Below are 15,821 nucleotides of genomic sequence, written 5' to 3'. Positions count from 1 at the left end.
AGTCCCGGATAACCTGGCGACTGTGGACGACTCCGCGGCGCGACCGCGCACCGACGAGGCCGGCGCGCACGGCTACCCCCAGCACTGGGAGGCCGACGTCGTGCTGCGCGACGGCGGCACGGCCCGGATCCGGCCGATCACCCCCGCCGACGCCGACCGGCTCGTCGCGTTCTACGGCCAGGTGTCGGACCAGTCGAAGTACTTCCGGTTCTTCGCCCCGTACCCGCGGCTGTCCGACCGGGACGTCCGGCGCTTCACCCACCACGACTACGTGAACCGGGTCGGCCTGGCCGTCGTCGTCCGCGACCACTTCATCGCCACCGTCCGCTACGACCGGATCGACGCCGACGGGCGGCCCTCGGAGACCGGCACCGACGCCGAGGTGGCCTTCCTCGTCCAGGACGCCCACCAGGGCCGCGGCGTGGCCTCGGCCCTGCTGGAGCACATCGCGGCGGTCGCCCAGGAGCGCGGCATCCGCAGGTTCACGGCGGAGGTGCTGCCGGAGAACCGCAAGATGGTGAAGGTCTTCACCGACGCCGGCTACACCCAGCGGCGCAGCTTCGCCGACGGTGTCGTGCACCTGGAGTTCGACCTGGAGCCGACCGCGGCGTCGCTGGCGGTGATGCGGGCCCGCGAGCACCGTGCCGAGGCGCGCTCGGTGCAGCGCCTGCTGACGCCGCGCTCGGTCGCGGTGGTCGGTGTGTCGCGCAACCCGCAGTCGGTGGGCCGCAGCCTGCTGCGCAGTCTCGCGGGGTTCCGGGGCCCGGTGTACGCGGTGAACCGGGGTGCTCCGGCGGGCACGGTGCTCGACGGGGTGCCGACGCACGGTTCGCTGCTGGACATCCCGGGGCCGGTCGATCTCGCGCTGATCGCGGTGCCGGAGTCCGCGGTGCCGTCGGTGGTCGCGGACTGCGGTGCGCACGGGGTGCAGGGTCTGGTGGTGCTGACGGCCGGGTACGCGGAGACCGGGCCGGACGGCCGTGACCGGCAGCGGGCGCTGGTGCGGCAGGCACGGGCGGCGGGGATGCGGGTGATCGGCCCGAACGCGTTCGGGCTGATCGGCACCGATCCGGAGCAGCCGCTGAACGCCTCGCTGGCGCCGGTGCTGCCGGATCGCGGCCCGTTCGGCGTGTTCTGCCAGTCGGGTGCGATCGGGGTGGCGCTGCTGGAGGCCGCGCGGCGCCGGGGGCTCGGCGTGTCGTCGTTCGCCTCGGTGGGCAACCGGGGGGACGTCTCCGGCAACGACCTGCTGCAGTACTGGGAGGAGGACGACGCCACCGAGGTCGTCCTGCTGTACCTGGAGTCGTTCGGCAATCCCCGCAAGTTCACCCGGATCGCCCGGCGCCTCGCGGCGGCGAAGCCGATCGTCGTGGTGAAGGGCGCCCGGCACACGGGCAGCCTGCCGCCGGGGCACGCCGTCCAGCCGGCCTCCAGCAGACTGCGGGACGCGACCGTCGACGCGCTGTTCCAGCAGGCGGGGGTGGTGCGGGTGGAGACCATCACCGATCTCTTCGACACGGGCGAGCTGCTGGCCGGGCAGCCACTGCCGGCGGGTGACCGGGTCGCGGTGGTGGGCAACTCCGACTCGCTGGGGCTGCTCACCCACGACGCCTGCCTGGGCAGCGGGCTCCGTCCGCGGACGCCCGTCGACCTGACCACGGCGGCGACCGGGGAGAACTTCCGGATCGCGCTGGACGTCGCGCTGCTCGACCCGTCCGTCGACGCGGTGATCGCGGTGGCCATCCCGCCGATCGGCAGTCACGGTGCGCCGCTGCCCGGCCCGGACGCCGCCGAGGACGACGCGGATCTCGCCGAGGACGACGCGGATCTCGCCGAGGACGACGCGGACGTCGCCGCGGCCCTGCTGGACGCGGGGGTGCGCGCCCGCGAGGTCGGGAAGCCGCTGCTCCTGACGCACCTCGCGCTGACCGGTCTCGCGGACCGGCTCCGGGCGGGCCGGATCCCGGCGTACCCGGCGCCGGAGCGTGCGGTGCACGCCCTCGCCAACGCCGTGCGCTACGCGGACTGGCGCCGGAGCAGCGCGGAGGCGGAGCGGACCGCGCGGGTGCCGGAGCTGGAGGGCGTGTCGGAGAGCCGTGCCCGGGCGCTGGTCGAGGCCGCGCTGGACACCCGTCAGGCGGTGGCGGCCCGGACCCAGCCCGGGGGCGCCCGGATCACCCTGCCCGAGGCGGACGCCGCGACGCTGCTCGGCTGCTACGGCATCGAGGTGCGGCCGGTGCTGCCCGCCCCGGACGAGGAGAGCGCGGTGCGGGCGGCGGCCGCGCTGGGCTACCCGGTCGCGCTCAAGGCGACCGCGGACCACCTCCGGCACCGGCCGGACCTGGGCAGTGTGCGGCTGGACCTGACCGGCGAGGAGGGGCTGCGCCGGGCCCACCGCGAGCTGGACGCCCTGCTCGGCGGCGCGGCCGGGGCCCGGCTGGTGGTGCAGCAGCTGGCCCCGCGCGGTGTCGACACCGTGATCGCGGCGAGCGTCGACCCGGCGGTCGGCACGATTCTCAGCTTCGGCCTGGCGGGGGCCCCGGCCGAGCTGCTGGGCGACCTCGCGCACCGGTTGGTCCCGGCCACCGACCAGGACGTCGCCGCGCTGATCCGGGAGGTGCGGGCGGCTCCGCTGCTGTTCGGCTGGCGCGGTGCCGACCCGGTCGACACGGATGCCCTGGAGGACGTGCTGCTGCGGGTGTCACGCCTGGTCGACGACCTGCCGGAGGTGGCCTCGGTCGACCTCGAACCGGTGGTGGTGGCACCGCACGGGCTCGCGGTGCTGGGGGCCACCGTGCGGATCGCGCCGCTGCCGGTGCGCACCGACCTGGGACCGCGGGCCATGAGCAGCCTGTAACCTTGCTTGGCTGCGCCGGACGGCGGCGCGCCACACGCCCGCTCGACGGGGCCTCCGGAAGCTCGGCGCAGTGCCGCCCGCTTCGTCGGCGGGACATGCCAGGATGGAGACATGGCCAAGACCGGTACCACCACCACGCAGGACCTGCGTTCCGCGATCGAGCGCAGCGGCTACTACCCGGCCCTGGTGTCCGAGGCCGTGGAAGCCGCGGTGGGCCCCGAGCCGATCACCTCCTACCTGGTGCACCAGGAGACGACCTTCGACGCGAACGAGGTCCGCCGGCACGTGACCGTGCTGGTGCTGACCGCCTCGCGGTTCGTGGTCAGCCACACCGACGAGCAGAACGGCGACGCGGCGACGCCGGTGCCGTACGCGACGACGTCGACGGAGAGCGTGCGGCTCGACCGGATCACCTCGGTGGTGCTGAGCCGCATGGTCGCGAACCCGGAGACGTACACGCCGGGCACGCTGCCGCGCGAGGTCGTGCTGACGATCGGCTGGGGTGCGGTGCAGCGTCTCGATCTGGAGCCGGCGGGCTGTTCGGACCCGAACTGCGACGCCGATCACGGTTACACGGGTTCGGCGACCGCGGACGACCTGTCGCTGCGGGTCAGTGAGGCGGGTGACGGGCCGGAGACGGTCGCGCAGGCGCTGGTGTTCGCGCGCGCGCTGTCCGAGGCGACCACCTCGGCCGGGGTCTGAGGGCCGCCGCGCCGCATGCTGGGTTACGACGCCTTCGAGATCCTCGATCCTTCCGACGCCCCGGTCCCGGCCTACGGCTGCGGGTCCCTGGCCGATCTGCTGCCCGCGGTGGCGGCGGGCCTCGGCGTGCCCGGTTTCGAGAGCGGGCTGCTGCTGGAGCCGGCGGACCGGGTCTGTGTCTTCCTGGTCGACGGCATGGGCTGGGAGCTGATCCGCCGGCACCCGGAGTACGCGCCGTTCCTGACGTCGCTGACGGCGGGCGCCCGTCCGATCACGGCGGGTTTCCCGTCGACGACGGCGACCTCGCTGGCGTCGGTGGGCACCGGTCTCACGCCCGGTCTGCACGGGCTGGCGGGGTACACGGTGCGGATCCCCGGCCGGGCGCAGTTGATGAACCAGTTGCGCTGGCAGCCGCCGGTGCCGCCGCGGGAGTGGCAGCCGTACCCGACGGTGTTCGAGCGGGTGGACGCGGCAGGTGTGGCGACGGCGCAGGTGTCGTCGCCGTTGTTCGCGCAGACGCCGCTGACGCAGGTGGCGTTGTCGGGCGGCACGTTCCTCGGCCGGACGACGGGTGAGGAGCGGATGGACCTGGCGGCCCGCTGGCTGGCCGAGCACGACCGGGCGCTGGTCTACACGTACGTGAGTGAGCTCGACGGTGCGGGGCACCGGTTCGGGGTCGACTCGGACGAGTGGCGGATGACGTTGAACACGGTGGACCGGCTGGTGAAGCGGCTCGCGGAGCAGTTGCCGCCGCGGTCGGCGCTGTACGTCACGGCCGACCACGGCATGATCGACATCGCGCCGGAGGACCGGGTGGACTTCGACGACGACTGGGAGCTGTCGGCCGGTGTCGCGCTGCTCGGCGGCGAGGGCCGGGCCCGGCACGTGTACGCGGTGCCGGGTGCCGCGGCCGACGTGTTCACGGTGTGGAGCGAGGTGCTCGGCGACCGCATGTGGGTGGCCACCCGTGACCAGGCGATAGCGGCGGGCTGGTTCGGCCCCGTGGTCGACGACCGGGTCTACGACCGGATCGGCGACGTGGTGGCGGCGGCCCGTGACGACGTCGCGGTGACGGCCTCGCGTTCCGAGCCCGGCGAGTCCTCGATGATCGGGCTGCACGGCTCGATGACCGCGGTCGAGCAGCTCGTGCCGCTGCTCGACGTCCGTACCTGATCCGTTCCGGCACCGAATCCGCCCCGACCGTCCGTCCCGAAAGGTCCTCGTCCCACCCATGGCTGAACTGGTCTTCTTCTCGGGCACGATGGACTGCGGCAAGTCGACGCTGGCGCTCCAGATGGACCACAACCACGCGGCGCGGGGGCGGCAGGGCATCATCTTCACCCGCCACGACCGTGCCGGTACGGCGACGATCTCCAGCCGGCTCGGTCTGCGGGCCGACGCGGTGGAGGTCGCCGACGACTTCGACTTCCAGTCGCACGTGGTGCACCTGCTGTCGGCGGGCGGCAAGGCCGACTACCTGATCTGCGACGAGGCCCAGTTCTTCTCCGCCGAGCAGATCGACCAGTTGGCCCGGGTCGTCGACGAACTCGGCATCGACGTCTACACGTTCGGCATCACGACGGACTTCCGCACCCGGCTGTTCCCCGGTTCGCAGCGCCTGATCGAGCTGGCCGACCGGGTGGAGGTGCTGCAGGTGGAGGCGCTGTGCTGGTGCGGGGCGCGGGCCACGCACAACGCGCGGACGGTGGGCGGGGTGATGGTCGTCGAGGGGGCGCAGGTCGTCGTGGGCGACGTCGCCGTGTCGGAGGACCAGATCGGGTACGAGGTGCTGTGCCGGCGCCACCACCGGCGGCGGCTGACGGCGGCGACGGCCCGCGCGTCGGTGCTCTCCCCGGACGTCCTGCCGTTCGGCGACCAGCCGGCCTGATCGGGGCCGGGGCGGGCAATCCGCTGACCGGGGCGGCGGCAGGCGCAAGAATGGCCGTCATGACGTCTTCCGGTGCCCTCTCACCCCTGATCTCCGTCGACGGGCTCGCCGCCGCGCTCGCCGGCCCGCGCCCGCCCGTCCTGCTCGACGTCCGCTGGCAGCTGGGCGGTCCGCCCGGTGCCGGGGAGTACGCGGCCGGGCACCTGCCGGGTGCCCACTACGTCGACCTCGATTCCGAGCTGGCCGCGGCGCCGGGCGCGGCGGGCCGCCATCCGCTGCCCGACCCGGAGGTGTTCGGTGCGGCCATGCGCCGGGCCGGTGTGACGGCGGACCGTCCGGTGGTGGTGTACGACGCGGGGCCGGCGATGTCGGCGGCCCGGGCCTGGTGGCTGCTGCGCTGGGCGGGGCACGGCGACGTCCGGGTGCTGGACGGGGGGCTGACCGCGTGGCGGGCGGCCGGGCTGCCCGAGTCGGTCGAGCCGGCGGCGCCGGCCGAGGGCGACTTCAAGCCGGTGCCGGGGCAGGTGCGGACGGTGGACGCCGACGGTGCGGCGGAGCTGGCGCGGACGGGGCTGCTGCTGGACGCACGGGCGGGCGAGCGGTACCGCGGCGAGGTGGAGCCGGTCGACCCGCGGGCCGGGCACATCCCGGGGGCGGTGTCGGCGCCGACCGGTGACAGCGTCGGTCCGGACGGCCGGTTCCGCAGTGCCGGGGAGCTGGCCGAGCGGTTCTCCGCGCTCGGCGCGGGCGGCCGGGAGACGGCGGTGTACTGCGGTTCCGGGGTGACGGCCGCGCACGCGCTGCTGGCGCTGGAGGTGGCGGGGATCGGCGGCGCGGCACTGTATCCGGGTTCGTGGAGCGAGTGGTCGGGTGACGCGTCGCGTCCGGCGGCCACCGGGGAGCTTCCCGGCTGACGGACCGGGCCCGGCAGCACGGAGGGCGGCCACCCGACCGGGTGGCCGCCCTCCGTGCGTGCGGTGCTGCCTACTCCTGCTTCTTGCGGCGGCTGCCGAAGACGATCTCGTCCCAGCTGGGCACGGTCGCGCGGCGGCCGGGGCGGACGCCGTCGGCCTCGGCCTGCCGGTCGGTGGTGCCGACGAGCCGCTCGCGGTGCGGGGCGACCGCGCGGGGCATCAGGATGTCCGCGTACGCCGATCCGGCGCCGACCTGGGCGGCGGGGGCGGCCGGTTCCTCGACCACCTCGGGTTCCTCGGCGACGACCGGCTCGGGCGCCGGGCCGATCGCCAGGTCGCCGCGGTAGGCGGGCACCACGTCGAGCAGGCTGGTGAGCGAGTCGCGGTTCTCGGCCGTGGCCTCGCGCACCTCGCGGACCTCCCGCGACGACATGATCCGGTCGGCCGAGGGCCGCTCGATCATCGGGCGGGCCGGCCGGTCCTGGGGGAGCCGGGCGATCCGCGGGATGAACGGGAAGACCGAGTCCTCGTCGCGTTCGACGCTCTCGCCGATCAGTGCGCGGGCCTCGTCGTCGGTCGGCTGGACCAGGCGGCGGGGCGGGTCGTACGTCCAGCACGCCCGGCGGTGCTCGCCGTCGGCGCGGTAGACGAGGACGATCTCCCAGGTGCCGTCGTCGCGGCGCCAGGAGTCCCACTGCTCGGTGTCCTTCTCGGCGGCGCGCAGGGTCAGGCGTTCGGCGACGGCCTCGCCCAGCTGGGGGCCGGTCGACTCGCCGTGCCGGCGGATCGCGGTCTTGCGGGCGCGTTCGGCCATGAAGGCGCGCTCGGCGAGCACGGGGCCCTCGAAGCGCCGGACGCGGTCGACGGAGATGCCCGCGGCCTGTGCGACCTCCTCGGCGGAGGCACCGGCTCGTATCCGGGCCTGGATGTCGCGGGGGCGGAGGTGGCTCTCGACCTCGATCTCGATCTGGCCGAGGCGGGGCCGGTCGCCACGGACGGCGGCGCGCAGCCGCTCGTCGATGGGGAGGGTGTACTCCGTGCTGTCGGCAGCCTTGAGCACCAGCCGTGTGCCGTCGTTGCTGACGGCCACGACGCGCAGTTCGGGCACGGTTACCTCCCGGGTGGTGCCTGCCGACGTCACCTGCGTCGCTGCTCCCGTACTGAGTGTGGCCTGCCCGCCTGCGACTGGCCACAACCTTGCAGAGTTACCCGGCGTGTCGGGCTTCGAACCCGGTACGCCGTTGTGGCACGGTTGCCTGTTCGCCACGTCGCCGGTCGACGTCGCGTCCGGGCCCCAGGGCCGCTGTCAGACGGGCGGTCAACAGGATCACCGAAGGCTCAGGCCCCACGAACAGTACTCCATTCGTGGCATCCGGCGGGGCGGCTCGCCGCTCAAGTCTCCCGCGATTCACCGGAATCTCAAGAGCGGGCGCACCGGAGCGGGCGGGTCGATCGCCGAACAGTGATCATCTTCACATATATCGACCGCCCGGCACCGACATGTCGTCCGTTGTGTCCCGTGGCGTACCCGATGAGCCGAATCGTCCTCATTTCGGATGCCCCGGCGGCGGGCTGACGCGGCTTCAGGAACCCAACACCCGGCGCAGGTAGTCGTTGGTGAAGACCCGGTCCGGGTCGACCTCGTCGCGCAGCGCGGTGAAGTCGCCGAAGTGCGGATAGACGTCCGCCAGGTACGCGGCGTCGCGGGTGTGCAGCTTCCCCCAGTGCGGGCGGCCCCGGTAGGCCGTCATGAGCCGCTCGACCTCGGTGAAGTAGCCGGGGTCCGTCGTGCCCCGGTAGAGGTGGACGGCGATGTAGACGCTGTCCCGGCCGTTCGCGGTGGACATCCACAGGTCGTCGGCCGGGGCCACCCGCACCTCCACCGGGAAGCTGATCCGCCAGTCGGAGCGCTCCACGAGGGCCTTCAGCTCGCGCAGCACGGCGGTGCCGGCCTCGCGCGGCACGGCGTACTCCATCTCGATGAAGCGCACCCGCCGCGGGCTGGTGAACACCTTGTACGCGGTGTCGGTGTACGTCCGCTCCGACCAGGCGCGCCCGGCGACCTGCGCGATCGAGGGGATCGCCGCGGGGACGCGGCGGCCCACCCGGCAGACGCCCTCCCACACGGTGTTCGACAGGAAGTCGTCCTCCAGCCAGGACCTGAACCGCGGCAGCGGCGCGGCCGGGCCCTGGCTGCGGTTGTTGCGCTTGGTGGTGCACAGGTCCGTGTGCGGGAACCAGTAGAACTCGAAGTGCTCGTTGACCGCCGCCAGGTGGTCGAACTCCGCGAGCACCGCGTCGAACGTCATCGGCTTCTCGTGCGCGGTGAGGAGGAAGGCCGGCTCGACGCCGAAGGTGATCGCGCTGACCACGCCGAGCGCGCCGAGGCCCAGCCGGGCGCCCTGGAAGAGCCCGGGGTTCTCGGTGGGGGAGCAGTGCCGCACGCTGCCGTCCGCGAGCACGATCTCCAGCGCCCGGATCTGCGCCGCGAGCGAGCCCGACTCGCGGCCGGTGCCGTGCGTGCCGGTGCTCGTCGCGCCGGCCACGGTCTGCACCTCGATGTCGCCCATGTTGGTGAGCGATAGCCCGGCGGCGGCGAGCAGCCGGTTCAGCCGGTCCAGGGTGAGCCCGGACTCGACCGTGACCGTGCCCGCCTCCCGGTCCAGCTCGCGGACGGCGGTGAGCGCGTCGGGCCGGACGAGCACCGCGTCGCCCGCCGAGGCGATCGCGGTGAAGGAGTGGCCCGAGCCGACGGCCTTCACCCGCTGCCCCTGCCCGGCGGCCCGGCGCACCGTCTCGCCGATCTCCTCGGCCGAGGACGGGACGGCGACCCGGGCGGGCCGGGCGCTCTGGTTGCCAGCCCAGTTGTTCCAGGTGCCGGGGGTGGTGCCGTGGGGCATGCGGGGTGCCTCCTGCTCACGAAACTACCGTCAAGTAGGGGGAGCGTAGTCACTCGGTTCCCGCCGGTCCATGCCCGGTCGGGGGAGCCCGGCCCCCGGCACGGCGCCCTCAGGGGCCGGTGGTGCTGGCGACCGGTTCCGGATCGGGGCTGCGGAGGCCGCTGCGCAGCCTCGGCAGGCCGCCGACCGCGGTGACCACGGCGAACAGCGCCGCGGAGACCGGCACCCAGTACGCGGTGGCGCTGCCCGCGCCGTCGACCACCCAGCCCGCCGTGGAGGAGCCGAGCGCCACGCCGAGGGCGAGCCCGGTCGTGGTCCACGTCATGCCCTCGGTGAGCCGCGCGGCCGGGACGAGCCGTTCGACCAGTGCCATCGCCGTGATCATCGTGGGGGAGATGGAGAGCCCGGCCAGGAACAGCGCCGCACCGATGCCCGCCAGGCCGGCCGTGCCGTCCAGCAGCGTCGCCACCAGCACCAGCGGCAGCATGCCGACGGCCATCGCCGCCACCCCGCCGAGGAACCGCCCGGCCATCGACCCCTTCGGCCGCAGCGCGCCGAACACGACCCCGGCCAGGCAGGAGCCCAGGGCGTACACCGCGAGCACCAGGCTGGACGCGGCGGTGTGGCCCTGGTCCTCCGCGAACGCGACCGTGACCACCTCGACCGAGCCGAAGATCGCACCAGTGGCCACGAAGGTCACCACCAGCACCTGCAGGCCGGCCGAGCGGATCGCCGAACCGCCCGCCCGGTGGTCCGCCGGGTGCACCGGCGGCTCGGTACGGCGCTGCGCGGTGAACAGCACCACGCCGACCAGCAGGAACACCGCCGCCAGCGCGACCCCGGCCTCCGGGAACACCGCCGTGGCGAGCCCGATCGACAGGATCGGCCCGACGATGAAGCACACCTCGTCCATGACGGCCTCGAAGGAGTACGCGGTGTGCAGCCGCTCCGGCCGGTCGCGGTAGAGGTGCGCCCAGCGGGCCCGCACCATCGAACCGGTGCTCGGCATCACGCCCATCCCGACCGCGCACACGAACAGCGTCCAGTCCGGCGCCCCCAGCCGGGCGCAGGCCAGCAGCGCGGTCGCGGCCACCAGCGTGAGCGCGGTCGCGGGGAGGGTCACCCGGCGCTGCCCGTACCGGTCGACCAGGCGCGAGACCTGCGGCCCCAGGGCGGCGGCGGAGAGTGCGAGCAGCGCGGAGACGGCGCCCGCGATGCCGTACGAGCCGCGCAGCTGGGAGAGCATGGTGACGATGCCGATGCCCGTCATCGAGATGGGCAGCCGGGAGACGAACCCGCTGGCGGAGAAGGCCAGGCTGCCGGGTGCGGCGAAGATCTGGCGGTAACTGGACAGCACTGGTGCTCCGGCGGGTCGGTAAGGAACGTCGATCGTATGGACAGCTTACGAACCTCCAGCTTACGAACCGTCCCGACGTTCCTGCGACGACATTTCGCCCCGAACGGCCGCCCGCCGCCTGCGCCTCCGCACCGGGTGGCAGGATCGGAGCCATGTCCGACTCGCACACCTCCACCGACCACGCCCCCTACGACGCGCTGCTGCTGCTCTCCTTCGGCGGCCCGGAGGGACCGGAGGACGTCGTCCCGTTCCTGGAGAACGTCACCCGGGGCCGCGGCATCCCCAAGGAGCGCCTGGCCGAGGTCGGCCGCCACTACTTCCTCTTCGGCGGGATCAGCCCGATCAACGAGCAGAACCGCGAGCTGCTCGCCGCGCTCCGCAAGGACTTCGCCGGCCACGGACTCGACCTGCCGGTCTACTGGGGCAACCGGAACTGGGCCCCCTACCTGACCGACACCCTGCGGGAGATCGCCGCCGACGGCCACCGCCGCGTGCTCACCCTCGCCACCAGCGCGTACGCCGGGTACTCCGGCTGCCGCCAGTACCGCGAGAACCTCGCCGACGCCCTGGCCACCCTCGACGCCGAGGGCCTGCCCGCGCTGCGCGTCGACAAGCTCCGGCACTTCTACAACCACCCCGGCTTCGTCGGACCGATGACCGACGCGACCCTCGCCGCGCTCACCGGGATCCCCGCCGCCGTCCGCGACGGCGCCCGCCTCGTCTTCACCACGCACTCCGTCCCCGTCGCCATGGCCGACACCTCCGGCGCCCCCGACGACCCGGCCCGCGGCCACGACGGCGGCGCGTACGTCGCCCAGCACCTCGCCGTCGCCCGGCTCGTCGCCGACGCCGTCGCGGACGCCACCGGCGTCGCCGACCGCCCCTGGGAGCTCGTCTACCAGAGCCGCAGCGGCGCCCCGCACACCCCGTGGCTGGAGCCCGACGTCTGCGACCGCCTGGCGGAGCTGCACGCCGAGGGCACGCCCGCCGCCGTCCTGGTGCCGATCGGCTTCGTCTCCGACCACATGGAGGTCCGCTACGACCTCGACACCGAGGCGGTGGCCAAGGCCGCCGAGCTCGGCCTGCCGCTCACCCGCGCCGCCACCGTCGGGACCGACCCCCGCTTCACCGCCGCCGTCCGCGAGCTCGTCCTGGAGCGCGCCGCCACCGAGCGCGGCGCCCCGGTGGACCGCTGCGCCCTGGGCGCCCTCGGACCGAGCCACGACGTCTGCGCCGTCGCCTGCTGCCCCAACCCCCGGGCGCCGAGGCCCGCCGCCGCCGAGCAGTGACCCGGCCACCGGCCCGTCCGCCCGCCCGTACCCCAGGAGGAACCAGCGTGCCCGCACCCGACGCGTCCGAGACCCTGCTCGCCGACCTGCTCGCCGTCGCCGTCGAGGCCGCCCGCGCGGCCGGCGCGCTGCTCCTCGACGGCCGGCCCGCCGACCTCGGCGTCGCCGCCACGAAGAGCAGCCCCGTCGACGTCGTGACGGAGATGGACCTCGCCTCCGAGAAGCTCGTCCAGGAACTCGTCGCCACCCGCCGCCCCGACGACGGCTACCTCGGCGAGGAGGGCACCGAGCGCCCCGGCACCTCCGGGGTGCGCTGGGTCGTCGACCCGCTCGACGGCACCGTCAACTACCTGTACGGGCTACCCTCCTGGGGTGTCAGCGTGGCCGCCGAACTCGACGGCGAGGCCGTCGTCGGCGTCGTCGCCGTACCCGCCCGCGGGGAGCTCTTCCACGCCGTCCGCGGCGGCGGCGCCCACCTCGACGGCCGCCCTGCCGCCGTCCGCCCGGCACCGCCGTGGGGACAGGCACTGGTGGCCACCGGCTTCAACTACGTCCAGGCCGTCCGCGTCCACCAGGCGGAGGTCCTGCTGGCCCTGATGCCCGAGGTGCGGGACATCCGCAGGGCGGGCGCCGCCGCCGTCGACCTGTGCGACCTCGCGGCCGGCCGGATCGACGCCTTCTACGAGCGCGGCCTCAAACCCTGGGACCACGCGGCGGGCCTGCTGATCGCCCACGAGGCCGGCGCGCTCTCCGGCGGCCGCCCGGGACGCCCCGCCGACGGCGAACTCACCGTCGCCGGCGTGCCCGGCGTCCTCGAACCCCTCCGGGCCCGCCTCGACGCCCTCGGCGCCTGGCACGACTGAGCCCGCGACCGGACACCCGCCGCCCGCCCCGGGAACGCCGACGGGCCCGGGAACGCCGACGGGCCCGCAGGCCCCCCGGGCGGGGCGCCTGCGGGCCCGGGCAGCGAAGGGGCCCTGGCACACGGACGGTGCCAGGGCTCGCTGATGGGTCCTGCGATGCTGCTGATGTCACGGGCCCCGCCGGAGCGGGACGGACGGTGCCGGGCCTGCTCCCGGGTCAGGCGGCCGACCGGTGCATCTCGTGCACCGGATCGACGCCGTGCTCGGCGGCCAGCCGGCGCAGGTCCTCGAGCTCGGACTGCTCGACCTCGGCCAGGAACTCGTCCCCGGACTCGAGAGCGCGGTGGAGGTCCTGCTCCGCGTTCTGTATGCGCTGCAGGATTCCGGTGGTGAAGGCGTCCATACGGCCCCCTTGCTGTGTCGGACGGGCACGGATCCGCGTGCTCCCCGGTCGGCGGTCCTGTCACGGGACGTGCCACGGCGGGGCGGTGCTGGTTCCCCGGGGTGGGCGCGGAGACGGCTCGTCGGCCGCTCCCGGTGACATCGATCCCCCGAACCGGTGCGGATGAACACACGGCGGGTGGGTGCGATCCGCGCACGGCGCGATCGCGGTGTGAGCTTGTCCTCCCCAGCCCCGTCGCGGGGAAACCTCCCCCGGAGGGAAAAGGCGGAAAAGTTGCCCGTGTCACAGTCCAAACGGAGCGCGGACCACCGGCCCGACCGCCCGTCGCGGGCCGCTCCCCGCACGTCGACGCCGGTCGGCGGGGGCCGAGCCCGCCGGAGCGCCCCCGCTTACTGCTGCTTTACCCGGGGACCAGGCAGGATGGAGGCACCGTCGGAGCCCGCCCCCGGGCCCGCTCCGCGTCCGGCGCACCACGGCTCGCCCGGGCGGAGCACGGCGGGCCGCTCCTGAGGAAGGGACAACCACCGTGCGGGTACTCGTCGTCGAGGACGAGCAGCTGCTCGCCGAGGCCGTGGCCACCGGGCTGCGCCGCGAGGCCATGGCCGTCGACGTGGTGTACGACGGGGAGGCCGCCCTGCAGCGCATCGCCGTCAACGACTACGACGTCGTCGTCCTCGACCGCGACCTCCCGCTGGTCCACGGCGACGACGTCTGCCGCAAGGTCGTCGAGCAGGGCCTGGCCACCCGGGTCATCATGCTGACCGCGTCCGGCGACATCAGCGACCGCGTCGAGGGGCTGGAGATCGGCGCCGACGACTACCTGCCCAAGCCGTTCGCCTTCAGCGAACTCGTCGCCCGCGTACGCGCCCTGGGCCGCCGCGCCACCGTCCCCCTGCCGCCGGTGCTGGAACGCGCGGGCATCAGCCTCGACCCCGGCCGCCGCGAGGTGCTCCGCGACGGCCGGACCGTCCAGCTCGCCCCCAAGGAGTTCGCCGTCCTGGAGGTGCTGATGCGCGCCGGAGGCGCCGTCGTCTCCGCCGAACAGCTCCTGGAGAAGGCCTGGGACGAGCACACCGACCCGTTCACCAACGTCGTCCGGGTCACCGTGATGACCCTGCGCCGCAAGCTCGGCGACCCCGCCGTGATCGTCACCGTGCCCGGCTCCGGCTACCGCATCTGACCCGGCACCCCGGACCGACCCGCAGCACCCGAGAGGACAGGCCATGACCACCCCGCCCCCCGCCGGCGGGGCCCCCGGCGCGCCCGCCGGCGGCCCGGGCCGGGTGCCCCCGCGCCCCGCCCGCCCGCCACTGGGCCCCACCTCCACGCCGAGGGCCACCACGGAGTACCAGCCAGGAGACGGCCTCTTCGCGTGGTTCTCGCTCCGCCCCACCGTCCGGATCCGCCTCACGCTGCTCTACGGCGGCATGTTCCTGATGGCCGGCGTCGTCCTGCTGCTGCTGATGTACTACTTCGTCCGCGAGGCCATGCAGAACGCCACCCTGCCCTCGCTCCGCCTCGGCCCCGGCGTCACCATCACCACCCCCGACGGCACGGTCATCACCACCCAGGCCGACCTCACCCGGTGGCTCGACCACTACCAGGACGCCGAGGCCGACCGCTCGCTCAACCTGCTGCTCCGCAAGGCCCTCACCGCGCTCATCTGCCTGGCCGTGATCGCCTTCGTCGCCGGCTACGCCATGGCCGGCCGGGTGCTGCGGCCGCTCGGCCGGATCACCCGCACCGCCCGCGAGGTGGCCGGCTCCGACCTGCACCGGCGCATCCAGCTCGACGGCCCCGACGACGAGCTCAAGGAGCTCGCCGACACCTTCGACGACATGCTCGACCGGCTCGACCGCTCCTTCGACTCGCAGCGCCGCTTCGTCGCCAACGCCTCCCACGAGCTGCGCACCCCGCTGGCGATCAACCGGACCCTGCTGGAGGTGCAGCTCTCCGACCCGGCGGCCTCCGCCGACCTCCAGCAGCTCGGCAAGACGCTGCTCGCCACCAACGAGCGCAGCGAGCAGCTCGTGGAGGGACTGCTCCTGCTCGCGCGCAGCGACAACGAGATCCTCGACCGGCGGCCGGTCGAGCTGTCCGAGGTGGCGCTGCGCGCCCTGGAGCAGCTCCGCCCGGAGGCGGCCGGCCGGGAGGTCGACCTGCGGCCCGAGCTCAACCCGGTGACCGTCTCGGGCAACGGCATCCTGCTGGAGCGGATCGCGCTGAACCTGCTGCAGAACGCGGTGCGCTACAACAGCCCCGACGGCTGGGTGGAGATCTCCACCGCGCCGGCCCCGGGCGGGATCGGCGAGCTCACCGTCTCGAACACCGGCCCGGTCGTGCCCGGCTACGAGATGGAGCACATCTTCGAGCCGTTCCGCCGGGTGAAGGGCGCGGACCGCACGCGCAGCGACAAGGGGGTGGGCCTCGGCCTGTCCATCGTCCGGTCCGTCGTGCGGGCCCACGGGGGCACCATCGAGGCCGCCCCGCGCCCCGGTGGCGGCCTGACCGTCCGGGTGCGGATCCCCGGCCTCTGAGGCCGCCCTGCGCGGCCTCCCCGGCCGGGCCGGCCCCGTCGCCCGGCGCCGCTCCGTGCGCTCACCATCACCGACCGCGAACGCCCGCCCCTGCCGCCGTGTCAGAACGAC

General features: G+C 74.4%; 13 protein-coding genes. 9 read left to right on the top strand and 4 right to left on the bottom strand.

What is annotated here, in order from left to right; all coding sequences use genetic code 11:
• The first annotated feature begins 13 nt into the window (after positions 1 to 13).
• The 5 genes from OG335_RS13270 (at position 14) to OG335_RS13250 (ending at position 6,361) form a co-directional block, all read left to right on the top strand.
• Complete coding sequence (locus OG335_RS13270) at positions 14 to 2,857, top strand: GNAT family N-acetyltransferase (RefSeq protein ID WP_405015382.1); 2,844 nt, start codon at positions 14 to 16, stop codon at positions 2,855 to 2,857.
• A gap of 111 nt (positions 2,858 to 2,968) precedes the next feature.
• A complete protein-coding gene (locus tag OG335_RS13265; RefSeq protein WP_405011304.1) occupies positions 2,969 to 3,559 on the top strand; it encodes a DUF5998 family protein in 591 nt (196 codons plus the stop codon).
• A gap of 15 nt (positions 3,560 to 3,574) precedes the next feature.
• The gene (locus OG335_RS13260) at positions 3,575 to 4,732 is read left to right on the top strand and encodes an alkaline phosphatase family protein (RefSeq protein WP_405011303.1); all 1,158 of its coding nucleotides are present in this window, start codon (positions 3,575 to 3,577) and stop codon (positions 4,730 to 4,732) included.
• A gap of 58 nt (positions 4,733 to 4,790) precedes the next feature.
• Complete coding sequence (locus tag OG335_RS13255) at positions 4,791 to 5,447, top strand: thymidine kinase (protein WP_405011302.1); 657 nt, start codon at positions 4,791 to 4,793, stop codon at positions 5,445 to 5,447.
• A gap of 59 nt (positions 5,448 to 5,506) precedes the next feature.
• The gene (locus OG335_RS13250) at positions 5,507 to 6,361 is read left to right on the top strand and encodes a sulfurtransferase (protein WP_405011301.1); all 855 of its coding nucleotides are present in this window, start codon (positions 5,507 to 5,509) and stop codon (positions 6,359 to 6,361) included.
• Between the two features lie 70 nt (positions 6,362 to 6,431).
• Here OG335_RS13250 and sepH read toward each other — a convergent pair whose 3' ends face one another.
• From sepH to OG335_RS13235, 3 genes are all read right to left on the bottom strand, one after another.
• Positions 6,432 to 7,502 carry a septation protein SepH gene (gene sepH, locus OG335_RS13245; RefSeq protein ID WP_405011300.1) on the bottom strand — a complete coding sequence of 357 codons (1,071 nt, stop codon included), beginning with the start codon at positions 7,500 to 7,502 and terminating at the stop codon, positions 6,432 to 6,434.
• Between the two features lie 442 nt (positions 7,503 to 7,944).
• The gene (locus OG335_RS13240; RefSeq protein WP_405011299.1) at positions 7,945 to 9,261 is read right to left on the bottom strand and encodes a D-arabinono-1,4-lactone oxidase; all 1,317 of its coding nucleotides are present in this window, start codon (positions 9,259 to 9,261) and stop codon (positions 7,945 to 7,947) included.
• A gap of 109 nt (positions 9,262 to 9,370) precedes the next feature.
• Positions 9,371 to 10,618 carry an MFS transporter gene (locus OG335_RS13235; protein ID WP_405011298.1) on the bottom strand — a complete coding sequence of 416 codons (1,248 nt, stop codon included), beginning with the start codon at positions 10,616 to 10,618 and terminating at the stop codon, positions 9,371 to 9,373.
• 152 nt (positions 10,619 to 10,770) lie between these two features.
• Between OG335_RS13235 and OG335_RS13230 the strand changes: the two genes are divergently transcribed.
• The gene (locus tag OG335_RS13230; protein WP_405011297.1) at positions 10,771 to 11,907 is read left to right on the top strand and encodes a ferrochelatase; all 1,137 of its coding nucleotides are present in this window, start codon (positions 10,771 to 10,773) and stop codon (positions 11,905 to 11,907) included.
• Between the two features lie 47 nt (positions 11,908 to 11,954).
• The gene (locus OG335_RS13225; protein WP_405011296.1) at positions 11,955 to 12,770 is read left to right on the top strand and encodes an inositol monophosphatase family protein; all 816 of its coding nucleotides are present in this window, start codon (positions 11,955 to 11,957) and stop codon (positions 12,768 to 12,770) included.
• 217 nt (positions 12,771 to 12,987) lie between these two features.
• Here OG335_RS13225 and OG335_RS13220 read toward each other — a convergent pair whose 3' ends face one another.
• Positions 12,988 to 13,173, bottom strand: a complete 186-nt coding sequence (locus OG335_RS13220; protein WP_405011295.1) for a hypothetical protein — start codon at positions 13,171 to 13,173, stop codon at positions 12,988 to 12,990.
• Between the two features lie 526 nt (positions 13,174 to 13,699).
• On the opposite strand from OG335_RS13220, the gene OG335_RS13215 reads away from it, so the two are divergent.
• Positions 13,700 to 14,353, top strand: a complete 654-nt coding sequence (locus OG335_RS13215; RefSeq protein ID WP_405011294.1) for a response regulator transcription factor — start codon at positions 13,700 to 13,702, stop codon at positions 14,351 to 14,353.
• Positions 14,354 to 14,396: 43 nt separating this feature from the next.
• The gene (locus tag OG335_RS13210) at positions 14,397 to 15,710 is read left to right on the top strand and encodes a sensor histidine kinase (protein ID WP_405011293.1); all 1,314 of its coding nucleotides are present in this window, start codon (positions 14,397 to 14,399) and stop codon (positions 15,708 to 15,710) included.
• Positions 15,711 to 15,821: the final 111 nt, after the last annotated feature.

It is taken from the genome of Kitasatospora sp. NBC_01539 (genome assembly GCF_045040525.1).
Classification (GTDB): Bacteria; Actinomycetota; Actinomycetes; order Streptomycetales; family Streptomycetaceae; genus Kitasatospora.
The sequence above is the reverse complement of the archived record's forward strand: the minus strand, read 5'-3'. Positions and strand labels throughout refer to the sequence as shown.